The organism is Sporosarcina sp. YIM B06819 (genome assembly GCF_033485175.1).
In the GTDB taxonomy this organism is placed as follows: Bacteria; Bacillota; Bacilli; order Bacillales_A; family Planococcaceae; genus Sporosarcina.
The window spans coordinates 19,474-45,007 of sequence record NZ_JAWLIQ010000019.1 but is presented as its reverse complement, the minus strand read 5'-3'; the positions used below and the strand labels follow the sequence as shown (position 1 = coordinate 45,007).

The following is a 25,534-nucleotide window of genomic DNA, read 5'->3' as shown; positions in this document are numbered from 1 at the left end:
TCAGCTTGTGTATAAAGGGTGTTCCTCTTTTAAATTTTCGTAAAACGGCAGGTGAATGTAGATGAGTGGATTAGAATATACCGAGGTAGAGCTGCCGTTTATTGAGCAGCTAAAAGGTTATGGTTATCTTCATATGCAAGGGCCAGAGCTTGAGGCGGAACGTTCTTCAAAGGCAACAATCGTACTTGAGCAGCGTTTTTCTAAGGCAATTCGTGCATTAAATCCTTGGATAAATGATGCGAACGTTGAAAAGGTTGCGAAGCAGTTTGTTTCGCTTCAGGCAGAGGATACATGGCATGCCAATAAAACAATTTTTGAATGGCTATTTGGACAAGGGATTTCAGTATTACAGGATGTTGGCGGGGGTAAGAAAAATCAGACCGTTGCATTGTTTGATTTTGAGCATCCAGATAACAATGAATTTCTTGTGGTGAATCAGTTAAGTATTGAAAATGCAAACGGCACAATTCGTCCTGATATTGTTTTGTTCATTAATGGGTTACCGTTAGTGCTTGTGGAGTGTAAAAGCCCAAAAGTGCAAGTGGATAAGCAATTGCCAGAAGGTGTACGTCAATTTGAGCGTTATATGCAAACGAATGATAAGCTGTTTTGGTATAATCAAATGTTAATCGTCACTAGCCGTGATCGTGCAAGAGCTGGAACGGTATTTGCAAAGGCGCAACACTATGGTCTTTGGAAAGACCCCTATCCTTTAACGCTAGATGAAGTTGGGTCTACACGTGCGCAAGAAGTATTGGTTGCAGGGATGCTCCGTAAAGAATCGTTACTCGATTTAATGCGGAATTTCATTGTCTTTGATGGCAAGGTAAAGAAACTAGCACGTTATCAGCAGTACCGCGCTGTTAATAAGGCGATTGACCGTATTTTGACGAAGGACAAGCCAGCACTTCGTGGCGGTGTTGTATGGCATACCCAAGGTTCTGGTAAGTCTCTTACAATGGTGTATTTAGCGATGAAGCTACGCCGCCAAACGAAACTACAAAATCCAATGCTTGTCATTGTTACGGACCGTCAAGATTTAGATGAGCAAATTACAACAACCTTTACACAATCCGGCTTCCCGAACCCAACGCAAGCCGCATCCGTAGCAGATTTAAAACAGCAGCTCGCAAAAGGTGCTGGGAGTACCGTAATGACGCTTATTCAAAAGTTCCAGGGTGATGAGGAAAAGCAGTTTCCGCTCATTTCGGATTCGCACAATATTATTGTCATGACCGATGAATCGCACCGATCACAATACAAAGGTTTAGCGATGAATATGCGAAAAGCTTTACCAAATGCTACTTTCATAGGTTTCACAGGTACGCCCATCGAAAAGGAAAAGCGTTCAACAACAGGTAAATTCGGTGCGTATATTGATAAATATACGATAGAGCAAGCAGTTGAAGATGGTGCTACAGTGGCCATTTTTTATGAATCACGCTTGCCAAACTTACACGTTAAGGGCGAATCATTAGATGAATTGTTCTCCCGTTCCTTCCATGAATACGACGAGGAAACACGTGAAAAGATTAAGCAAAAGTATGTAAACGACGAGCTACTGTTAACGTCACCAGACCGTATGCGTGAAATTGCGCTAGATATGGTGCGCCATTATGAAGACAAAATTTTGATGAATGGCTATAAAGCACAAGTTGTTGCTGTTTCACGTCGTGCAGCTGTCGAGTATAAAAAGCTCATTGATGAGTTTGCCGCAGGGCAGTTTGAAACAGCCGTCATTTTTTCTGCGGGTCAAAATGACTCCGAGGAAATGCGTAACTACCACATTTCCAAAGAGGAAGAAAAAAACTTGATTGCAAGATTCAAAAAGCCAATGGACGAAGATAAATTGGCGATGTTAATCGTTTGTGATAAGTTACTGACGGGTTTTGACGCACCGATTGAGCAGGTTATGTATTTAGACAAGCCGCTAAGAGAGCATAATTTATTACAAGCGATTGCACGTACAAACCGTAAATATGACGATAATAAATCATATGGCTTAATTGTCGATTATTTTGGCGTGTCCCGCTTCCTTGACCAGGCACTTGAAATTTTCAGTGCAAATGATGTAAAAGGTGCTTTGCAATCCATTGATGATGAGCTACCTCGCCTGGAGCAACGCCATCGTGCAGCACTTCGTTATTTTGATGGTGTGAAGACAGCCGATTTAGAGGCAGCCATTTTACGTTTGACAGATGAAGATGTTCGTGCCGATTTTGATATCGCGTATAAGCGATTTGCACAAAGCATGGACAAGGTCTTGCCGAGTCCAAAGGCGGAGCGTTTTACGGGCGATTTAAAGCATTTAGGTGCTATTCGTCAGCTGGCGAAGTCCCGTTTTGCAATTGATGATGGGATGGATATTTCCGAATGTGGTGAAAAGGTGCGCCGCCTTGTACAGAACTATTTATACTCAGAAGGCATTGATGCTCGTGACCCGGTATCCATTTTAGACGTGTCCTTTAAAGAGGAACTAGAAAAGAACGTGAAGCCCGAAACAAAGGCGGCACAAATGGAACACGCTATCAAAAAGGAAATCTCCATTCGAATAGATGAAGATAAAGTTTTCTATACGTCATTAAAAGAAAAAGTAGAACAGCTTATCGAAAAGTACAAAGAACGCCAAATGACAATTTTTGAACTGCTGGAAAAGCTAGAAGAAGCACGCGAAGCAATCATGACGAAAGTTAGCGGAAAGACGGAAAGCGGTTTAACAAGTTTACAAGAGCCATATTACAACAAACTGATGGAAGTCCATGAGGAAAGTGCGACATATAACCTAAAAGAAATTGCCGTTGACGTCCATCAATTCATAGATGAAACTGTCTCCCCTATCAGTGATTGGTCGTCCAAAACCGATTTTAAGCGCAAATTAACAGCTGATCTAAAAGTAAAGTTACTCAAAGAGAAAATGTCCATGAGTGACGCCTCGATGCTTACAGGTTATTTCCTAGCATTGGCGGAGAACCAATATGGGAAGAAATAAAAAAAGAAATTGGCGGGATTCTCGCCAATTTCTTTATATACTGTTTCGAGTTAAATATAGAGGGAAGGCCCATTGATACGTAACCAATCCTTTTTCTCCTCGTAATTGGGCTGTAACATTTTGATCGTTTCCCAAAACTGAGTAGAGTGATTGAGGTGTTTTAAATGAGCCAGCTCATGTATTAATACGTAATCAATTACTGAAACTGGTGCTAAGAAAATCCGCCAATTTAAAAGAACTTTTCCGCTGGGTGTACAACTCCCCCATCGTTGTTCCTGATTTTTTATTGAAATAGTTGAAGGGTTTATTTGAAGAATAGTTGTATAACGAGAAATTCGATTATTCACGTATTTTAGTGCTTTAGTCTTTATCCAATCCTCATATAAAGGAAACAATGCATCACGATATTGATCTTTATTTATTGTAGCTGGTACTTCCGCCAAAAATGTTCCTTGCGAAAATTTGAAGTTTGGCACTGCTATTTCTGTATTGGATATCACCTTTAAACGATATTGCCGCCCTAAGTACGGAAGCTTTTCACCTGATAAAAATAATCGCTGGTGTCGATCATCATTAATTTCTTCAAAATGAAGTAATTGTTTTCGAATCCAAATCACTTTATCCTTCACGATATCTTGAACTTTTTCAATCTCTACATCATCAGGGGCAATTACCTTAACCCCATCTTTATCAACTGTAATTGAAACAGTTTTCCTTTTATGGCTCCTGACTATCTCATAGGGGATTGATGTCTGACCGAATGTTATTAAATGCAATTTGAATCTCCCCCTTTAGGTTATATAGTAACATGAAGTGCTTGTTATTAAAAAGTTGAGGGGGGACTTTCAATTGAAATTATTAAATGAAAGATTAGGAAGCCAGTTCAGGATGATGTACTAGTTGTAAATATAGTATGGGAGGAGATAGATATGTGGAATCGTCAACGTCAAGTAGACAGCAATGAGCAGGAGAATAAATATAACTTCCAAAAACTCACTCCGGATAATGACATAGAATTAAAAGTTTATGAGGACGCTATTAATTACATATTCGAAAATCCAGATGTTCGAAATGTTGCCATCTCCGGGGCATATGGTGCTGGTAAAAGTAGCTTAATAGCTTCATATATAAAAAAACATAAAGGCTTGCGATTTGTTCAGATTTCACTGGCACATTTCGAAGAAACTGATATAGAGGATGAAGTTGAAATTAAAGAATCTGTATTAGAAGGGAAAATACTAAATCAGCTAATTCACCAGATTCCAGCAGAAAGTATCTTCCAAACAAATTTTAAAGTAAAGAAGAAAATAAAAAAGATGGATATTTTCCCAGGTACTTTTTTTACAATGCTATTTATAATGTCTATACTTCATATTTTGATGTTTGAAATGTGGACTGGATATGTGGCTTCGTTACCAAACTCTTGGATAAAGGATTTCATGGGAATATCCGTGAACCAATATTCGCTTATCACTAGTGGAATAATAATTGCTATTACTTTATTTATTTTCCTTTACTCAGTGATAAAATTACAAAAAACGAAAAATATATTCAGAAGGGTCAGTTTGCAGGGGAATGAAATTGAGATTTTCGAGGAAAGTGAAGAGTCGTATTTTGACAAATACCTCAATGAAGTTTTATACCTTTTTGAAAATGTTAATGCCGATGTAATTGTATTTGAAGATATGGATCGCTTTGATGCAAATGGAATATTTGAACGTTTGCGCGAGATAAATACATTGGTAAATATTCAACTCGAAAAAGTAGGGGAAAAACCACTAAGGTTCTTCTATCTTTTGCGGGACGATATTTTTGTATCGAAGGATCGCACAAAGTTTTTTGATTATATAGTTCCAGTTGTCCCAGTTGTGGATAGTTCAAATTCATATGATCAGTTTATATCGCATTTTAAGGAAGGCGGTATTTATGATTTGTTTGATAATAATTTATTACAAGGGCTTTCATTATACATAGATGACATGAGGGTTCTAAAAAACATATACAATGAGTTTATCATTTATTACAACAGACTTAATACAACAGAACTAAATAGTGATAAAATGCTTGCAATAATAACTTATAAGAATTTATTTCCACGGGATTTTAGCGATTTACAGCTCAATCAAGGTATGGTTTATACGCTTTTTTCTAAAAAAGAGGATTTTATTAATCCTGAAATTGAAAGACTTAAAGCTTTAGGAGATATTAAGAAAGGAGAGATTGGGAGAGCTAATAAAGAGCATGCAGCATCAATTGAAGAATTAGATGATATATATAATGCGAAGCGTTCACGATCTAGCCGATTGTATTATCCAGAGCGACAGAAACTAGAGGAAAAGTATGACATGGAATACCCTATTCGAAAACAGGCTATAGACGACAGGTTAAATAGTCGTCTTCCTGAATTAGAAGATGAATTATCGCATATCGAACAGGAGATAATTTCAATTCAATCCAAACAACTTTATGAGATTATTACAAGAGAAAATATAGATGATATTTTCAAGGTAACATTAACAAATGAAATAGGCATTGAAAATAATTTTCATGAAATCAAGGGTAGTGAATACTTCGATTTACTGAAATATATTTTGCGAAATGGATTTATAGACGAAACCTACGCTGACTACATGACATATTTTTATTCGAATAGTTTAAGTCGAATAGATAAAACCTTTTTACGAAGTGTTACAGATAAGAAAGCTAAAGAATATACTTATAGGCTAAAAAATCCTGCGTTAGTTATAGATAGGTCGCGACCGGTGGATTTTGAACAAGAAGAAATCCTTAACTTCGATTTGTTTGAACACCTCTTGAAGACGCCTAACAATATGAACCTTCTTAATTTGTTTATAAAACAACTCAGGGATAATAGAAACTTCAAATTTATAGGAGAATACTTTGATACTGAAAGGGCAATTTCTTTTTATGTAAAATATCTCAATCTACAATGGCCCGAAATGTTCACTTTTGCAATAGAAGGAAGTTCCCTTACTGAAAAACAGATTAAGACATATTCAAAATACACACTTTACTACTCAGGGGATGACAATCTTACCATTGTCGATAGTGAGAATGCTCTGTCCTATTACATTTCTAATAGTACAGATTACTTAAATATAGATGACCCCGATATAGAGAGGCTCATTCATGGTTTTAATTTGTTGAATGTGTCTTTTGTTAGTATTTCAAATGCAAATGATGAACTTTTACATGAGGTTTATTCCAACTCATTATACGAAATTAACTTTGATAATTTGAGTACTATACTTAGGAAGTTTTATCAGATTAGTAAAGAGGAAGATATAAATCATAAGAATTATACAATGGTGCTAAGTCAACCCGATTCACCTTTAACACGCCATGTAAATGATAACATAGATATTTATATTGAGGTTATTTTGTCAAATAGCAACGAGGTTATCAATGATGTTGAAGAAGCAGCCTTACAAATTTTAAACAATGAAGAAATTGCTACAGAGAAAAAAGAATTATATATTAAATTATTAAAGACCCCAATAACTTCAATTGATGAAGTAATAGATAAAAATTTGTGGATGTCATTATTAAGTGAAGACCTAGTTGGGTATACAGAAAAAAATATTGTTGATTATTTTGATGAGAGTGAAACAATAGATTCTACGTTAATATCTTTCATAAATACTGATAAATCCATGTTGAATTTTCTTGAAATTAAAGATATCTACGGCGATGAAGCATCAGAAGAATTCTTCGATGCTACAATAGTTTCTAATGGGCTATTAAATCACAAGTACAGGGAGATACTAGCCTCCCTTGATTTTTCGTATAATATTTTCGATATTGGTGGCATAACTGATGACAAGTTACGAATAATTATCGATGAGAGCATTGTTCCAATGAATCTTGATAATTTACTATTTATACGGGATAACTATTCAAGTCAGGCTCTATATTTTATTAAAAAGAACCTTGATGAATATGTGGATACAATTACGAGGGAAGCATTTGTACTTGATGAGGTTGTTGAAATATTGAATTGGGATGTTAGCGATGATATAAAGATTAAGTTACTTGACTTCACAAGTGATTCGTTATCAGTTGTGAATAAAGAATATTCTACTGTCGTCATTGCACATATTCTGAAGAATAATCTTGAATCAGATGATCTTTTCCATCTTTTCGTAACCTACGAAAACTGGGATGAGGAACTTATGCAAATAATACTTGGCTTGGCAATAGATAATATAGGATTAATTATTGAAAATCCTAAAGATGTTGCCAATCATTTGTTGAAAATATTAATAGAATCAAGTGATTTGGATCACGGCATTAAAGTTGATTTATTTATTTCGATGATACAATTTTTAGGCAAGGCGGAATCCATGGAGTATCTTGATATATTAGGCCTGGCGGAATATAAGAAAATCTTTGAAGAACGGAAAAGACCAAAGTTTGAAATTAATACGGTTAATGAAGAGCTGTTAGCCGCATTTAAAGAAAATAACTGGATTTCTGATTTTCAGGAGGATCAAAATAAAGATGGATACTACAAAATAATACGAAATAAATGAATCTAATTCTGGCAGTGGGTAGCTCCAAACTCTGATTAAGTAGCTCAATTCATCTACAATAATCATTTGTTCTAGCAGATGGGGGTTAGTGGAAGGTGTTACTTGGAGGGCTGTAATAAAATGCTTGAATCTAAGTGGATCAATCTTTTTTGCATAAACATAAAACTATCAGCATCCATGCTGTGTGTGCAAACATACTTTATACAATAAAGAACATGATAACATTTTGCTAACTCAATCCCAGAAAAAGCGGAAAATCCCCGTTAAAGATGTTACAGTAAGTAATGCTCAAAACGTTGATTTAACGTACTTATGTGGTAATCCAAAACTTTTAAGTTAATCGCCCCTTTCATCTTATTCATTACTTGCTTGAAGAAATAATTTTGTTGATTGAAGAAACTCAATACCTTAATGGTTGGGTTTCTTTTTTTGTTATTGATAAATTTGTTCTTTTTAAACAACCATGGATGAAGAAATTTCGGGGGCATTCCACAGTTACTACATTTTGTATTATGTTCTATTAGCACCACTTTTGAATATTTAATTAGTTTTGCGGTATATATGATACAATGAATTTATTGGAAGTTAGAGTGACTAACTCGGGATGAATATTGGAAGAAACATAAATTAATATGAGGTGTGCGTAAGTGAGGGATATGTTTAATGAAAACAAAAAACACAAAATTGTTGCTTGAAATGAGCGTGGCTGATGGTAAATATGATTTCACATCGTCTATTTTCGCGGCACTAAATCAAGCGGAGCTGGAAATACAGAATTTAGATGAAACTATTGAATCAATTCACAGCTTAAAGCCGAATTGTGATAAATTGGATTATATATTAGCGGCGAGTTCGGGCGCGTTGTGTGGTATCGTTGATATTTTCCTAGTCGGTAAGCCTGGAGAATCCCCTTGCGGAGTTATTACTGATAAATGGTTTGCTGATCGAACAACTGATTTTGCAAAACTGTGTGGATGGAAGGATAAAGGGAAGAACTCTTTGTCTTCAGCAATACGATTTCTTGAAAAGAAATTTAAAATTCCATATGATCAGCGTGGTGCTGGTGACGCTGCAAGTTTTGTTTTTGGATTGAATCCGACAAATCATCACTTTAAATCACTTGCACATAATCCAAGTTTACTTGGGTTGTTCTTTTCAATATTAGACCAGTTTACTAATTCCTCGCATTTCATTTCCGGTGGTGAACTAATATCCTTAGCCGATGCAGATGGGAAGTTTGAATTAAGGGGAAATAACATAACAAGTAAATTATTCTGTGCCATTGCTAACTGGTTTGGACATTTAATATCTGATGTTTCAGGCCCATCAGGTAACAATAGGCGTGGAATGGGAATACCTTCACCTTTATGGACATGGACAAATGATATTATTGCACTAAAAAGATCCCTGAATATTCCTGTATCGCAGTTTGACAAGTCGATAAATGAGTTGGCTATTAATATATATAAAGCAGGATATGACACAAGGTTTCAATCGGCCCAAGCCATTCCAGTTTTTGTGAACGAGATGTTAGTTCGTCTTGTTTATGCTATTAGAAGACTTATAAAATATTATGCTGAAATTGATAAAGAAACTCGTTCATTTTCACTTATGTGGAGAAAGTGTGAACCTTTTTCAAACCCAACTGTTAAAAGAATGTTGACTGTAGCGCATGGGACATTTTGCACCTTGGATATTGGCGAAGCCACTATCCGTGGATTATTAACAGGTGCAGGAACTTTTAATCCAACAGAGTTTTTCTTGCGTCTTAATATTGTAGGGGTTGGACGATTTACTATTTCCCTATATGGTGAAGTTAAGCGTGAAATTGGAATCCAAAAAGCTCAAAGAGAAATATTCTTTGCGAGAAAAGAAAGAATAGTTGTAGAAGATTATATTGAAGGACTCAAATTACTATCGGAATTATATGACGATAAAAGTCTTTTGAACTTTATAGTTGATTTTGAGAATAGTGATATGTTTCTATACGCATTTGAAAAATCTGTTATGTTAGCTAAAAAGAGAAATGTGCCAAATAATGAAATACTAAGGAGCAAAGTGGAAATAGATTCTTATTTTTTAGGAGGAAATAAAGAGTGAGTAAGAGGAAATCAAATCTACAAATTGCCCAAGAACAAGCTGAATCTACCATCAAAAAGACAAACAATAAAATAGAGGAGCTTGGGAAAAGCACTTACAATCTATATACTTCATTAAACGATATTCAGGAGCTATTTGATAAAATTAGAAACATACCAAGTGAAAAACGTTTGGAATATAATAAACTAAAAAATGTTCGTTTAATTTGGAAACAACAGGTTGAAAAAATCGAGGCAGATTATAAAAATGCTGTTGCAAAAAATGCTGGAAAAGGTGTGGTAGGTGTTGGCGCAGGTGTTGCTGTAGTAGCCCTTGGTCCTACTGCAGCAATGGGTGTAGCTACAACTTTTGGTGTTGCATCAACCGGTACGGCAATATCCACTTTAAGTGGTGCGGCCGCTACTAAAGCTGCATTAGCGTGGTTGGGCGGTGGAACACTTGCTACAGGTGGTGGAGGTATCGTGGCCGGAAACGCCCTGTTGGCTCTTGCTGGACCTATCGGTTGGGCAATCGCGGGTGTTGCACTTTTGGGTAGTGGGCTTCTATTTTGGAAGACTAAGAGTAATCAGGACCGACTTGAAGACATTTTTACATTGATAAGCAATCGGGATATAAACTCCTATGAGCTTGCCATAGTTGAAATTAATGAACGCATATCCCATATAATAGATGAAAGTGTCATACTTCATAATGCAATTGAAAAAATTGAATCGTTTGGATTGGATTATAATCAAATGACTGAAGCCCAGCAATACGAATTAGCGGCATATGTGAATTTGATGTCGGCATCAACCCAATTGCTCGTAAACCCGATATTAGGATTGCAACCGAAGTACAATGAGGAAGATTTCGGCAAATTTACTTCTGATGGCAACAGTAAAAGTATTAATAAAGATCTAATAATCGCATTGTCAAACCTTTTATATAAAATAAAATTAGATAATGAAGATAAAAAGCTTTTGTGGAAGTCTTTTAAAAGAAATAAGAAGTTCTTAACGTCCTTGAATACTTCGAAGAAAGAGCTTGATTATGTAATTCTCGATATAGTTTGTGAGGCTCTAGACTTTAAATATAAATTATAATTGATCCTTTTCCATTTTGGATTAAAGCTTACAGTACATTTTTGTATTGGACAAGAAAAAGAAGGTACAAAAGAACTTGAGGGTGTTGCTATATACACTTCTCACATGTTGTCTGTGTGAACAATGCTGACAAATTCTCTGTTTGAAATGCTAACATTTTGCTAACGCAATCCCATAAAACGCGGTAACTTCCCGTTAAAGATGTTGCAGCGAGCAACATCAAAACGTTGATTTACCGCGCTTTTGATCCCCTTATTAACGATGTTATACACTTTCAACCCACGGGTATTATTACTTTGATGCTAATACTTTGCTAACGCAATCCCATAGTAAGCGGTAACCCCCCGTTCAAGATACTACAGTAAGTAACATCCAAAACGTTGATTTACCGCACTTTCCGCACCTCTTGTTAACGATGTTATACACTTTCAACTCACGGGCGGCATGATGTAATAACCCCTCTCGAACCTTGATATGTATGGGTTTGTGAGAAGGTTATTCATGAAATGTTAACTTTTTGCTAACTTCCGGATATCGAAACAAATTAAATTTGAGTTTTTAAAAAAGACCTTTCGTGAGTTCACTGAACTTATGAGAGGTCTTTTCTTCAATGTTTTTGGTCATATGAGCATAAATGTCCATTGTTGTGTCGACATCTCCATGACCTAATCGCTGTTGGATTTCTTTAACGTTAGCTCCGGCTTCTATTAGCAGGGATGTATGTGTGTGTCTAAAGCCATGTGGTGTAATGTACTTGTTGTAATCCAAATGTTTCAAAAGACGCTGTAAACGATTCATTACCTGTTTCATACATCTGGGATATCCAGTATTCTACGCAAAAATGAAATTCTGGTCTACGTAAACCAATTGCTGTTTCATTATTAGCTCCATTTGCTCTCTGCGATATTTTTTCAACAGTACAATCAACTGATCATCAACCATAATTGTTCGAACTGATTTCTTATTTTTAGGTGGTAACAATTCAAATACAAAAAAGAGTAAAAGAAAAAAGCGTGTTTTGAAAAAAGACTAATCAAAACACGCTCTTATAGTATTTAATTGGATTACTCTTTTATAAAAAAGATTGATCATTTTTGTAATCCTTCTTCAACTAATCATCTGTTACTTAAATGGGAAATCATTTTTTACTGACTTACAATGACCTGAAGCAATTGTTAATTTATCTTCATTCATTTTCAAGATCTATGAAACTTACAAAACTAACCCTATAGCTCAAGTATAATCTTACCGATATTGCGGTTCTCTTCCATATGTAGATGAGCTTTTCTAACCTTTTCAAAAGGGAATTTAGTGTCAATAACAGGTATTACATTTTTTCGTTCAAAATAAGGTGTTACGTTTTCGGCAAATTCTTTAGTTAAAAGAGCTTTGTATTCATCACTTCTTGGGGTTAGTAATGTCCCTGTTAATTGAATACACTTCGACATCAAATTAAATAAGTTTACCTTTTCCAGTTCATGTCCACCAAGTATTCCGATAAGAACCCATCGACCTTCGTTCTTAATACATGCTAAATTTTTCTCCCAATAATCAGCGCCAATAAAGTCTAAAATCAAATCTACACCTTTCCCGTTTGTTGCTTTTAGAACCTCTTCATCAAATGACTGCTCCTTGTAATTTATAAGGACGTCAGCTCCAAGTTTTTGGCAAAAATCGAGTTTTCTTTTAGAACCAGCAGTAACAATAACTTTTGCATTACCAAGTTTTTTTGCTAATTGAATTGCTGCTGTTCCAACTCCGCTTGCACCTGCATGAATTAATACTGTTTCCTGTTTTTGAAGTTTACCTATCCAAAATAATGTTTGATAGGCAGTTAGGAACACTTCAGGAATCGCTGCAGCTTCTTCAATCGATAAAGACTTGGGAATTTTCATCGCTCGATCGGCTGGCATGACAGCAAACTTGGCGTAACCACCACCATTAACCAGCCCCATTACTCTATCTCCAACAGAAAAGGAACTATCACCATTTACTTCAACAACTGTTCCGGCAATTTCTACACCTAAAATAGGATTTTCAGCATACCCTACTTTCCCTTCACGGGTTATAATATCTGTACGATTTACCGCTGCTGCATGAACACTTATAAGCAATTCCCCTTCTTTTGGTTGGGGGATAGCAACCTCGACAAGCTCCAGTTGCTCTGGACCACCTGTTTTTTTTACAATCACAGCTTTCATAAATAACACATCCTTTAAAAAAAATACCCTTAGACAAAAATCTAAGAGAAAAAGCATCGCAACATTTTTATAAACGGTGCGACTTTATTTTAAACATCTCATCTATTTTACAAACATCGTGTCTTTATTTCAAAGCCACAACAAATCTATACGATACAATAATATCACATTATAATGACCAGTAATGCTTAGTATTGTAATTAGATTAAAACGGTAGATTCAAGTTTTACTGCGAGGTCAGATGTTGGACAGGAAGGACAGAAAGAGCATAAGGAAAAACTGCCCCCAAATTCTTTGTGGAACTAGGCGGTGCCTAGTGTTTTCATGGGGGCATGAATTTTCATGTTAGGCACTCTAGCGTGACACTTTTATTTTGACTTTAATCTTGTCATTCTAATTCTTTTATTTCCTTTTGGTATAATTCATGCAATTTCAGATTAGCATCCTTATTTACAATCGCGGATTCCTGTAAAGATTTTATTGATGAAGGAATTTGAAACAACGCTTCCATGTTGGTAGAAAGAGCTTGGTGTGGTACAGAGATTTCCGGTATTTTTCCTGTGAATTTTTTATGTGTCGCTAAATGAAATCCCCATAAACCGAAAGAAGGTACAATGACATTGTATCCCATAGTATATAGGCCTGCTTCCGTTATTGTTTTAGCGATACTCCAAAAAACTTGTGGTGTATCTTCTGGTGAATTTGATTGGCAAACTAGTGCACCATCAACCGTTAAGTGATTGGCTAACTTGCTGAATAATTCTTTGGTATAGAGTGAGCTAAGGAGTGGGTCGACAGGATCTGGAAAGTCGATGATAATCACATTATAAGGCTGCAGCTCCCCATCTATATATTTTTTGGCGTCCTCGGTATGAACATTCAACCTGTGATCCAATAATGAACGATTGTTTTGGGCTAATAACGCTGGTTCATTTTTTGCAAGTTCAATAATCATTGAATCAATGTCTACAAGATCAACATGCTTAACATTTGGATATTTAAGTACTTCTCGCAAAGCAAGACCGTCTCCTCCACCTAAAATGAGAATTCGTTCATGGGAACCTGCTACCTCCATTGCTGGATAGACTAACGCTTCATGATAATATCTTTCATCCAGGGAACAAAACTGTAACTCTTGGTTTAAATATAATCGAAGATCATTAGCCTCGATTAATAATATGTCTTGATATTGGCTTTCCCCATGAAATAGAATATTATGTTTTCCACCCACCATTTCTTTTAATTGTATCGTATCCCACTCATTCCCGCGGTCGTCCCGTAATTGAAACAATGCTTGTGATTCAATGTTTTCTTCCGCCTCGACAGCCGAAGTAATATTTATTTTTTTCATTACAGGTTTACTGTGGAATTCTCCTCCTCGAGTAAGCTCGTACACAGCCGTTTGCTTAGCTTGTATTTTTTTAAGAACCTCTTCTAATGCTGGCCATATATCCTGAATTCCGCATGTATATAAATCTAACGCTGCGTAACCATGTTCTGGCCATGTATGAATTGAAAAATGTGACGTTGAAATACCAATAACTCCTGTTACCCCTTGAGGTGTGAAAGAATGAAAATGAGATGATAGAATCTCCATTCCTAATTGCTTAATTGCTTTCGTTAGCAATTCTTCTAACTCTGCTGCGTTATTAAGAATTTCTGTATGGCACTCAAACGCATCGATAACGAGATGTTGTCCATTTGTATCCATGAAACCACTTCCTTCTTATATTGTTATGAATGAATTGTCATAGTGGAATAAACCCCCAACTTTTACGATCATCCTCTAATCACTTTATGTACAAGTTATAAGAAGGCTTGTGCAGATTACTTAATTTATAAAAAAACAGTTCAAAAGAATTTTATTTTTCGCTTCGATGGACAACTGTCTGCCTTCATTCAATTTCAACTACATATATTATAAAAAATAGTAAATGAGGCGTTGAAATGAAGGATAAAGATACAGTAATCACAATTTTAGGTAGTGGTGGAGGAGTTGCAAAGTCAATCCTCTCCATTTTAAATAAATCAGCTCATGATAAAAAGGATCCCATCCATCACATAATTAAGAAGAGTAGGATCCATTTAGTTGATAACAAACAGCAAAAGGACGATTACTTTCATCGTTTATTTCCAAATTTGAAAAACTATATTGTGCTGCATCAATTTGACCTTAAAGATAATAAAAGATTTATCGACCATCTAAAAAAAACGGAGACATCACTTGTTGTTGACGTTTCCTGGGCAGATACGGTTGAAATGCTACAATGCTGTGACCAACTTGGAATAAACTATGTAAATACTGCGTTAGAAAACACAATGGTCGATGAGAATGAAGAATTGTATGAAGGTTTTGGCTTAATAGAGAGACTTAGGCATTTAGAAAAGCATAAAGGTGAATTTATAAATTCATCAGCCATAATTGGCTCTGGAATGAATCCAGGTGTAGTTCAATGGATGGCGATTGAACTCCTTAAATCAGATACATCAGAAGAGCTTCCGCTTGGTTGTTATATTGTGGAGCATGATACCTCTTTCTATAAGAATAAGAAAATGGCTAAAGAAAATGTCATATATACAACTTGGGCGCCGGAATGTTTTTTGGATGAGGCAATTTTAAGTTATCCAATGTTTATGAAGAATCACATCCCACTCTTCTTGTACGAAAAGGTTTATGATGTTGAATTTAAGGTTACGTTAGGGGACAAACAGTTTTACGGTTGTTTAATGCCACATGAAGAGGTATATACTTTAGGCCAGTTATTTGACATGGAAGGTGGGTTCTTATATAAGGTAAATGACCATACGACAGAGTTAATTCGTTCAAACCTAGATGACTTGGATAAATTATGGGACCATGAAATGAAGGTACTAGATCCATTTGATGCGACACTGGAGGGCGAGGATTTAGCTGGAGTACTCCTGGTTTATCAGGATAAGGAACGTTATATGTACAATGTGTCAAGCAATGATTCCATATTCTCAGAATACAAAACAAATGCTACCTACTTTCAAGTAGCTTGCGGTATCTATGCTTCCTTATCCGTCCTGCTATTAGATCAAATACCAAAAGGAGCTTACTATGTAGATGAACTTTTGTTGAAAACAAACAATCACTATGGGGACTATTTGACTTATTACATGACAGATTTTGTAGTAGGTGAAAATAAACATTCAGATGGTCTCTTACATCAGAGAATGAAAAATAATCGAATCTAATTGTTAATGAGTACTCAAATAAGTTTAATGTGTCCATGGCTATAGACTAACTTCAATGCCTGACATTGGGACATGGGTGGCACTATCTAACTGCTTATCTGGTTAGACCAAGCATTAGCAAACTCATCAAGAAGACCTTTCATCAACTTACGTAGTTGATGAAAGGTCTTCTAACGTGTATTTTATAGATATGGCCAGATGTGGAAGACAGCTACCGCACCATTAAGCTACTCACATTTGGCGAAGTTAAGATTGCATCATATGACTCCATAAGTGTTTTTTGTCGATTTTCATTGTGTGCTAGCTCATGTTATAATGAGGAACTTAGGATAATTACGACTTTTACTCATAGTTGAACGGATGAAATAGGGAGGTGTAAAAGAATGCAAAAACGGTGGACAATCGATAAAATTAAAGAATTTGTTGAGAAAAATTCGGAAAGTAAGTTGTTAACGACGGAATATCACGGTTTTTCTCAAAGGTTATTATTTAAATGTGCATGTGGTAGCAACTTTGAAAAAACATTTACGAAGTTTAACAATAAAAACCAACGTAAATGTGACGTGTGCCAACCTCCAAAAGAATCACGATAACATATGGCGAATAAATGAAGTACCAATTTCCAGTAAAGAGAAATGGGTGCTTTTTTTACTATTGGAACAGTCACTCATTTAATCGTGAAAGCTCAAAAAAGTTTGTTTGAAATCACACGTTTGTTTGGTAACCCAGAAAATTAGGATTACCTGTAGCTCTATATGTATTCTGTTTTTCGTCCACCTTCATTATCTTGCCGGAAGTACCTTTTTTATATGTAGGGCTTGGGTTCAAAAAAAGTCCTCGCTGTTGACACAAAATAGTAATCATATTATGATTTTATCAGTTGATAGGTTTCTGTAAGTTTAGAAGGGATTTTGATTATGAATAATCAGTTTGAACATATTAACAATTCACATCAGAAAATTGTAGAGGTCGCTCGTGAGCTTTTTATGGAAATGGGATATAGAGCTGTGTCCACCCGAAAAATTGCTGAAATTTGCGGAATCACTCAGCCGACTCTTTATCATCATTTTAAAAATAAAAAGGCCCTTTATGTTGAAGTGTTAAAATCCGAGTTGTTGAAGATGCAAACAGCGCTCAGAGAAATTATTAAAAAGCACGGCAATGATATTGAAGAGTGTTTGTTTCAAGTGACCTATCATATATTAATGAATAAACCATCTTCAATGGGGCAAATGTTCCACGATATTGAAAAAGAGTTAGGTGAAGAAGACAAAAAAGAAATAGATAAATGGTGGATTGAATCTTACCAATTGCCCATCGCTTCCATTTTTGAAAAGGGAATAAAAGAAGGGCAAATTAGAAACCCTATTGAGTTTGGATCATACCCCATACCTTCTGCCTACTTGCTTTTGAATTTAATTTCATCGAATTACAGAGATGTCCAGCTTCAGGAGCACATAGCAAAAGAACAAGCAAGATTTTACACAAATGTCCTTTTATACGGATTAGCACCTTTAAGATAAAAAGAAAAAAAGGATACGCCTCTTTTTTTTAGTTATAACCTATCAATCGATAGATAGGATGAATGTGAATAACATTCACTTAATATAGAGGATTACAAACAAAAGAGGAGGTTATTTGATGAATTTTTTAACAAAATTCAGTTTGAAAAATCCAATGGCTGTTTTTATTATTTCTTTTTTACTTGTGCTTGGTGGTATTTATTCCTTTTCAAAATTAAAGATCGATCAATTCCCGGATATTGAATTTCCTCAACTGTCTATTGAAGCCATCTATCCAGGGGCATCTCCAGATGATGTGGATAAGCAGGTCGTTTCAAAGATTGAGAAGAGGCTTAATTCAATAGACGGCGTAACAAAAATAAGCAGCTCTTCTTATGACAGTATCGGTATCATTACCTTGGAGTTCCCATTTGATACAGATCTGGATAAGGTAGAACAGCAAGTCAATTCGGGAATAGAGGAAGTAGGGCTCCCTAATCAGGTTGAAATCAAAGTAAACCGACTATCTTTTGGTTCTTTTCCTATCTATAATATTTCGTTCTTTAGCAAAAATGGAGAAAATATTGAAGAGGTCATGAAAGATGCTGTTATTCCAGAGCTTAACAAAATAAAAGGAATTAATAGCGTTTCCGTTGCTGGGTTGACCGACAATATTGTGCAAATAACGGTGGACAAAGAGAAGGCGGAACAAGTCGGTCTTTCTCTCGGTAGCATCAAAGATCAAATCAATGAGAGGTTTTTGTCCTTTCCAGCAGGTGAGTTAACAGAAAATGAAGAGCAAATTCCGGTACGTGTGGAAGAAAATCTTGAAACTGTTTCTAAGCTGGAAAATTTGCAACTCACACCTCCTTTTGGGGATCAACCATTAGAAGTGATACGATTAAAAGATGTAGCATCCATCAAAGAAGTAACAGGGAAAAGCGAATTGGCTCGCTATAATGAGAGCGAATCGTTATCCATGGCCATTACGAAAAAACAGGATGCCAATACAGTAGAAGTTGCTAAGAATATCAGGAGCGTCTTAACTAAATATGATGACAAATTTGCTTATGAAATTGGAATAGACTCTGCGAAAGATATTGAAAAATCGGTTAGTACGTTAGTCAAAGAAGGTTTACTGGGCGCATTGTTTGCCTCCCTAGCAGTACTACTATTCTTAAGGAATACAAGAGCTACGATTATTGCAATTGTTTCTATTCCGCTATCGTTAGTGATTGCTGCAATTTTCCTTAAACAACTGGACATCTCGTTAAACATTATGACCCTCGGAGGAATGGCAGTAGCTGTAGGGCGTGTAGTGGATGACAGTATTGTAGTCATCGAAAATATCTTTAGGCGCGTTCGAAAGTCGAATGAAGGCATGTCAGATAAAATTATTTTAGAATCTACAAAAGAAATACTAAAGGCGATTACTTCATCAACAGTAACGACTGTAGTTGTTTTCCTCCCAATTGGATTTGTCGGTGGAATTACAGGGGAATTCTTTTTGCCATTTGCATTAACCATTATTTTCTCGCTGTTGGCATCCTTACTTGTCGCGGTTACAATCGTCCCAATTTTGGCGAAGTTTTCCTTTAAGAAAGTGCCTGCTGAGGAAAAAGAGGGGGTTCTTCAAAGGCTGTATGGCCCGATAATTGAAAAATCCTTAAATAACAAAGCAATAATTTTAGTCGTATCTGTCTTATTACTAGCGGGTTCTTTTGCGGTGGTGCCTGCTTTAGGGTTCACGTTTATCCCAAACGAACAGTCAAAAACCTTAACCGCTTCTATTGAGCTACCCTCATCAACACCTTTGAATAATACAAATGACATCTCACTGCTTATCGAAGACATGTTCAGCAGTCAAGAGGAAATCGCTGATGTAACCACTTCGGTTGGTGCCAGAGACTTTGTTACAGGACTTAGGCTTAAAAACAAAGCAAGCTATTTTGTGAATTTAAAAGACAATGTAGATGTTGAAAAAACAATAAAATCCCTTGAGCAAAAAATAGAAAATATTTCAGCTGAAGAAAATGTTGAGTTGAAAATAACTATTCAGGAGTTAGAAACAGGCGGACCTCCTTCAAACAATAATGTGGATATTGATTTGTTTTCCAATGACCTAGATGTGTTGCAAAAAGCATCTAAGCTGGTAGAAGAGTATATGATCCAAAATAGTGATTTAAAGTATGTTACGAATAATTTTAGTGAAAAGCAAAAGCAGTTCTTAGTCCAAATCAATTCTGACAAAGCTATGGAATATGGATTATCTGGGTTCCAAATTCTCGGGACAGTCAGTGATCAAATGAAGCCTGTTAATGTGGGAACGTTAACATTGGGCGGTAATGAGCAGGAGGTTCAACTTTCCTTTGATGAGGAGCTTCAATCAAAAGAGCAACTGGGGGACGTTTCCCTTTTTTCTCGAAAAGGTCCAGTCAAGCTTTCAGAAATAGCAGAGATCAAGAAGATTGATGCATTCACATCTATTCAGAAGCTAGATAGCAGGGTTTACGCACGGGTATCAGGCCAGGTGAAAGGAAACGATGTGCAGGCTGTGTCAGCAAAAATAAAAGCCGGCGTAGAAAAACTGGATTTACCAGACGGTGTTTCACTGACAAGTGGAGGAGGAAACGATGATACAGTCGAGATTTTCCAATCGTTAGGAATTGCTATCATTGTTGCCATTGGACTTGTGTACTTAACGATGTTAATAACATTTGCGAAAGCAAGAATTCCGTTTATTATTTTATCATCACTCATTTTTGTGCCAATCGGATCACTGGTTTCACTTTACGTGATTAAAGAGCCATTATCTGTTAGTGTTATGATTGGCTTCTTAATGCTAATTGGTATTGTTACAACAAATGCCATTGTACTTGTCGATCGAATAGGTCAGAACAGAACACGAGGATTAACAATTCGCGAGTCTCTGGTTGAAGCTGGAAAAACAAGATTGCGGCCGATATTAATGACGGCATTTGCTACAATTGCAGCATTAATTCCACTTGCCATGACCACTTCATCAGGAACGCTTATTTCAAAAGGGTTGGCGGTAACTGTAATTGGAGGATTAACTTCATCAACATTGTTAACGTTAATCATTGTTCCTGTCGTGTACGAAATATTCTTCTATAAGACCTCTAGAAAAGAGAGAGTGAAAGAAGCGAAGCAGTAACACAAGTAAAACATCTAATTGAAGTCAAAAGGAACAGAGGAAGAAACAAAAGAATCACTCAAAACTTTACCTTTATTTTGAAAAAGTGATGCTGGATTTGTTACGCATTCCACTTCCATATCTATTGTGGATTCAAATGATCAAATCCGAGCTCATCACAATATGGTGAAAAGAAATAAACGCGTGAATATCGAGGGAATTCCCGACCACTTGATGAAACTAGTAAAATGTGAGCAACAAAAATCCAGTACGTTAGAAAATCTAATGTACTGGATTTTTTTAGGTAGGAATTTTAAAAATAGGACGATTCAATTTGTCCGTTGTTGGTTACGGTGACTTTCACCGAAAGACTTTGTGTTCGTGAATAGTTTTTGGTTTCAAGAGAAAGTCGAAGCTCAGAGATACATTCAATAATAAAATCCCAAATCCGCTGCTAACTACCTAACAACGCTTATACAACCATCATTGATTCCATCGTATACCTTTTTATCATGCCTTCACAACAAACGTATTTACAACATCCAACAATTCATCCGATAGATCCGTCAATACCTGTGCTTCATCCGAAATTTGATGAACAGCATGTAGCTGAGATACAGAAGCTTTTGCTACAACTCTTGTATTATCTCTAGAGTTTATCGAGAATTCTTCTATTTTTTGAACAGTAAGATATGGCCAAAGGATTTTTCGGAATCGTTGATCATCTGTAAATATCGCAATTCGCTGGATGCCGATGCTCATTTCCTCGATGGATATTGAACTTTCTTGGGCTTTTTCAACTTGTAAATCAGCGCCACTGGCAATTTCCTGCATGGAAGCAGCAACACAATGAAAGTACACCTTTAAAAAGGCATTAACGCGTTCTAATACGGTACGTTCTTTGTGAAGTTTCTTCTATAATTGGGATCCACGTACTAGATATGTCTGTTTCCGAATATCCGTTGCACATTTGATTTTGAACACCTTTTGTCAGAGTGAATCCTCTCAATGGACAGGTACTGCATTCTTTTGGGCGTGTAAATCTTAATGTACGGTATTTATCATCGAAGCTGTCGTAACAGTAGCTATGCTTACGTACACAAGTTGAGCGGAAAAGTTCATCGAATTATATATATATTCGCCTTCATATAGAATAATTGTTGGCTGAAAAAAGCTAATTTGCATAATAATAGCCATGATGCATTCCCCCATTCGATATTGGTTGTTTAGTCACTTTCATTATACGGAATTTGGAGAGGTGCCTCATTTTTATTTAATTGAAACCTTTGATACTAAAGGGATAGGATTTTATGAAATTACCTCATACACAAAGTGTAATCTAGAAATTACTAAAGGTCGGGCAACTGTCACCTCAAAAAAGCAATCCAACCTTTCATACGTAAAGGGTAGACTGCTTTTTTGTTTCAAATACTGTATCAGATTATTTAATAGGAACAGCTACCCAATGCCCTTTAGATACCTCCACAAAATCAGAATTCTCCAGTTGGTAGCGATCTGCTGTTGTTTGTTCTTCCATAAGCACTCGTTTCTTCTTCGATTCGATACGAGGATCTGGAATTGGAATGGCGGCAAGTAATGATTTTGTATAGGGATGTTGCGGATTATTGTATAACTCTTCACTTTCAGCAAGTTCAACAATTTTGCCTGCATACATAACTGCGACTCTGTCACTGATATGTTTGACCATCGACAAATCATGGGCGATGAAAAGATAGGTTAGTCCAAGCCGATGTTGAAGGTCTTCCAGTAATTCTACAATTTGAGACTGAATCGATACATCGAGTGCTGATAAAGGCTCATCACAGACGATGAAATCGGGCTCTACGGCTAATGCGCGTGCGATGCCGATACGCTGCCGCTGCCCACCTGAGAACTCATGTGGGTAACGCATGGCGTGAGACGGTTCCAGTCCGACCATGACGAGCAATTCTTCTACTCTTTTTTTACGTTCTTCATTATTTTTGCTTAAGCGATGAATATCCAGTGCCTGGCCGATTATATCGAGCACTTTGAAGCGCGGGTTCAAGGATGAATAGGGATCTTGAAAAATCATTTGCATATGACGCCGCATTGTTTTCATTTCATTTTTTGATAATCTATTCACAGCCATTCCTTGATAAAGTACATCACCTTCAGTTGGTTCATGAAGTCGTAAAATGGCACGACCTGTTGTCGATTTTCCTGAACCAGATTCCCCAACGAGCCCAAGTGTTTCACCGGGTCGTATATGGAAGCTGATGCTATCAACAGCCTTCGTCAAATTTCCCTTTCCAGCATCAAAATACTGCTTCAAGGATTTTACTTCAAGTAAGGGGCTAGAAGGATCTAAACCGTCTTTAATACGGGGAGGCTTTTTAGTCTTTTTCTTTTCATCTAATCTTGGTAGTGCGTTCAACAGTTTCTTTGTATAAACGTGCTGTGGATTTTCAAAAATTTCATTTGTCGTGCCTGTTTCTACAATTTCTCCATCTTTCATAACAGCAACACGGTCGCACATCCCAGCAACGACACCAAGATCATGAGTGATTAGGATAATGGATGTGCCGAAACGTTCTTGCATGTTTTTCATTAAATTTAATATTTGGGCTTGAATTGTTACGTCAAGTGCAGTCGTCGGTTCATCTGCAATTAGAAGCGAAGGGCGGCAGGCAAGAGCAATGGCAATCATTACACGCTGGCGCATTCCTCCCGAAAATTCATGAGGGTATTGATTGAATCGTGCTTCTCCATTGTGAATCCCCACTAGTTTTAGTAAATCAAGTGCTTCCTTTTTGGCTTCTCGCTTCGAGAGATTTTGGTGCTTCATCAAGCTTTCAGTAATCTGATTCCCAATTTTGATGGTTGGGTTAAGAGAAGTCATAGGATCCTGAAAAATCATACTAATGTCTTGCCCTCGAATGCTTTCCATCTCTTTTTCTGTTTTTTGCGTCAAGTCTTGACCTTGGAATTCAATAATGCCTTCTTTCATATAGGAAGGGGGAGAAGGAAGGAGACGCATAATAGAACGGGCTGTCACACTTTTTCCACTGCCCGACTCGCCTACGATTCCTAGCGTTTCACCCTTTTTGACTTCAAAACTAACACCGCGTACTGCATTGAAATCTTCCTCCCGAGTTACAAAAGAGACATGTAAATCGGTAACTTTTAAAATAGTATCCAATATAGACACCTTCCCGTTAACATATTTAGTATTTAGAAATAATAGAATTGACAATATAGAGCTCTTTACATATAGTATAGTTTACAGATAGGTATTATGCAATTTGAGGAGGAGGTTTTATTTAATGGGGCAAGTGGTATCGGATATCCTTCAGCAATCCCATAGGAAGATGCAAGGGAGATGGATGTATAAGTACTTGCTTTTACTAGCAGGAATTCCAATTCACTTGATCACTTATCTTTTCTACTTATTTAAAAGAAAGGATCATACCTATTTTTCTACCTTGGCAGAAGTGAAGAGCGAAATGATTGAAGCTGGTCACAAGGAAGATTTACTAGGTTTGTATAAAGAGCAATTGCTTAGAAAGCAGGCTTTCTTTAAGGAGGACGTAAACAAAGAGAGAATAAATCAACAAGCTGTTCAACTTGCGGATGAACAATTGGAAAAGAAAGCAATTGAAAAGACGGATGAAATTATTGGACAAAAAGGGATAGGGAAGCCAAGCTATTCTAGCTATTTTGAGTCACTATTTGTTCGACCTTCCTTTTTACTTATTTCTTTTGTTCCAGGTATTTTCATGTATGCTCTACTTTTTTTGCTCAGTAATCCGTTTATTAAATATATAGTAGAACGACTTGTACAAAGTATTTTCGTTATTGTAGGTGTTGCTGTTCTTGTATTTACAATTCTCTATATATCACCATTTGACCCCGCTTCAAATATTATTGGTGTCTCTGCCACAAAAGAACAAATCGCCTCATTTAATCATTTGTATGGATTGGATTTACCCTACTTGCAGCAATTGTGGAACGCCGTTAAGGGGATTGCAACATTCGATCTAGGTGCATCTTTTGCCGGCAATGAGGATGTGGCAGCAAGTATTGCAAATAAGTTCCCGGTCACTTTTACAATAGCGATGTATTCTGTGCTGATGGCAATCATAATTGCCATTCCAGTTGGAATCATTTCGGCGACAAAACCTAACTCTTTTCTGGATTATACGTTTATGTTCATTGCGTTGATAGGGCTATCCATCCCGAACTTTTGGCAAGGGCTTATCTTCATCTTGAACTTTTCGATAAAACATCAATGGTTGCCTGCTACGTACAGCCCACAGAATGGGTTGTCGATGATTATGCCGATTATTGTACTCGGGACTGGACTGACGGCGTCTGTGGCTAGGATGATGCGTTCTTCTTTATTGGAGATCATTCATGAAGACTATATAATTACTGCCAAAGCAAAAGGGTTAAACAAACACCAAGTGCTGTGGAGGCATGCGGTGGGAAATGCGATGATTCCAGTTGTCACGGTCATAGGTCTGTTATTTGGAGGCATGTTGGGTGGAGCGGCTGTGACAGAAAAAGTATTTAATATTAAAGGGATTGGTAGTTATATCGTTGATAAGCAGTTCATTCCGGATATTCCAGCCATTATGGGTGGAGTCGTCTATATTGCTATTACCATTTCGCTGGTTAATTTACTTATCGATATTTTGTATGCTTTCCTTGATCCTCGTATTCGTTCCAAAATGAAACAATCGTAAAGCAGGT

At 36.6% G+C, this 25,534-nt stretch carries 14 protein-coding genes and 2 pseudogenes; 9 read left to right on the top strand and 7 right to left on the bottom strand.

Annotation, left to right across the window (positions count from 1 at the left end):
* Positions 1–61: 61 nt before the first annotated feature.
* Positions 62–2,989: a type I restriction endonuclease subunit R gene (locus R2B72_RS13450; RefSeq protein WP_318617140.1), complete on the top strand. Its 2,928-nt coding sequence runs from the start codon at positions 62–64 to the stop codon at positions 2,987–2,989.
* A gap of 50 nt (positions 2,990–3,039) precedes the next feature.
* Here the strand turns inward: R2B72_RS13450 and R2B72_RS13445 are convergent, their stop codons facing one another.
* Entirely contained in the window at positions 3,040–3,765 is a 726-nt protein-coding gene (locus R2B72_RS13445; protein WP_318617138.1) for a SprT family zinc-dependent metalloprotease, read from the bottom strand.
* Positions 3,766–3,918: 153 nt separating this feature from the next.
* On the opposite strand from R2B72_RS13445, the gene R2B72_RS13440 reads away from it, so the two are divergent.
* The 3 genes from R2B72_RS13440 to R2B72_RS13430 all read left to right on the top strand — a co-directional run bounded on the left by R2B72_RS13440 (position 3,919) and on the right by R2B72_RS13430 (position 10,724).
* Positions 3,919–7,542 (top strand): hypothetical protein, encoded by a 3,624-nt coding sequence (locus R2B72_RS13440; RefSeq protein WP_318617137.1) that lies wholly within the window; start codon positions 3,919–3,921, stop codon positions 7,540–7,542.
* Between the two features lie 663 nt (positions 7,543–8,205).
* A complete protein-coding gene (locus R2B72_RS13435; RefSeq protein ID WP_318617136.1) occupies positions 8,206–9,642 on the top strand; it encodes a hypothetical protein in 1,437 nt (478 codons plus the stop codon).
* Complete coding sequence (locus R2B72_RS13430; RefSeq protein WP_318617135.1) at positions 9,639–10,724, top strand: hypothetical protein; 1,086 nt, start codon at positions 9,639–9,641, stop codon at positions 10,722–10,724. Before R2B72_RS13435 ends, R2B72_RS13430 begins: the two co-directional genes overlap by 4 nt.
* Positions 10,725–11,282: 558 nt before the next feature.
* Here the strand turns inward: R2B72_RS13430 and R2B72_RS13425 are convergent.
* The 3 genes and pseudogenes from R2B72_RS13425 to speD all read right to left on the bottom strand — a co-directional run.
* Positions 11,283–11,537: pseudogene (locus tag R2B72_RS13425) on the bottom strand (tyrosine-type recombinase/integrase); the annotation flags it as partial.
* A 413-nt stretch (positions 11,538–11,950) separates the two neighbouring features.
* Positions 11,951–12,925 (bottom strand): NAD(P)H-quinone oxidoreductase, encoded by a 975-nt coding sequence (locus R2B72_RS13420; RefSeq protein WP_318617133.1) that lies wholly within the window; start codon positions 12,923–12,925, stop codon positions 11,951–11,953.
* 388 nt (positions 12,926–13,313) lie between these two features.
* On the bottom strand, positions 13,314–14,636 hold the full coding sequence (gene speD / locus R2B72_RS13415) for an adenosylmethionine decarboxylase (RefSeq protein WP_318617132.1): 1,323 nt from the start codon (positions 14,634–14,636) through the stop codon (positions 13,314–13,316).
* A 236-nt stretch (positions 14,637–14,872) separates the two neighbouring features.
* Here speD and R2B72_RS13410 point away from each other — a divergent pair, with 236 nt between their 5' ends.
* The 4 genes from R2B72_RS13410 (at position 14,873) to R2B72_RS13395 (ending at position 20,821) form a co-directional block, all read left to right on the top strand.
* A complete protein-coding gene (locus R2B72_RS13410; RefSeq protein WP_318617131.1) occupies positions 14,873–16,144 on the top strand; it encodes a saccharopine dehydrogenase NADP-binding domain-containing protein in 1,272 nt (423 codons plus the stop codon).
* A 383-nt stretch (positions 16,145–16,527) separates the two neighbouring features.
* Positions 16,528–16,737 (top strand): hypothetical protein, encoded by a 210-nt coding sequence (locus R2B72_RS13405; RefSeq protein WP_318617130.1) that lies wholly within the window; start codon positions 16,528–16,530, stop codon positions 16,735–16,737.
* A 324-nt stretch (positions 16,738–17,061) separates the two neighbouring features.
* Positions 17,062–17,667: a TetR/AcrR family transcriptional regulator gene (locus R2B72_RS13400; protein ID WP_318617129.1), complete on the top strand. Its 606-nt coding sequence runs from the start codon at positions 17,062–17,064 to the stop codon at positions 17,665–17,667.
* Between the two features lie 118 nt (positions 17,668–17,785).
* Positions 17,786–20,821, top strand: a complete 3,036-nt coding sequence (locus R2B72_RS13395) for an efflux RND transporter permease subunit (protein WP_318617128.1) — start codon at positions 17,786–17,788, stop codon at positions 20,819–20,821.
* Between the two features lie 489 nt (positions 20,822–21,310).
* On the opposite strand, the gene R2B72_RS13390 is transcribed toward R2B72_RS13395, so the two are convergent.
* The 3 genes and pseudogenes from R2B72_RS13390 to R2B72_RS13380 form a co-directional block, all read right to left on the bottom strand.
* Positions 21,311–21,634, bottom strand: a complete 324-nt coding sequence (locus R2B72_RS13390) for a hypothetical protein (RefSeq protein ID WP_318617127.1) — start codon at positions 21,632–21,634, stop codon at positions 21,311–21,313.
* A gap of 18 nt (positions 21,635–21,652) precedes the next feature.
* Positions 21,653–21,926 (bottom strand): annotated as a pseudogene (locus tag R2B72_RS13385) (IS5/IS1182 family transposase); the annotation flags it as partial.
* 315 nt (positions 21,927–22,241) lie between these two features.
* Positions 22,242–23,981, bottom strand: coding sequence for an ABC transporter ATP-binding protein (locus R2B72_RS13380; protein ID WP_318617125.1), 1,740 nt, complete (start codon positions 23,979–23,981; stop codon positions 22,242–22,244).
* 124 nt (positions 23,982–24,105) lie between these two features.
* On the opposite strand from R2B72_RS13380, the gene R2B72_RS13375 reads away from it, so the two are divergent.
* A complete protein-coding gene (locus tag R2B72_RS13375; RefSeq protein ID WP_412177851.1) occupies positions 24,106–25,527 on the top strand; it encodes an ABC transporter permease in 1,422 nt (473 codons plus the stop codon).
* Positions 25,528–25,534: the final 7 nt, after the last annotated feature.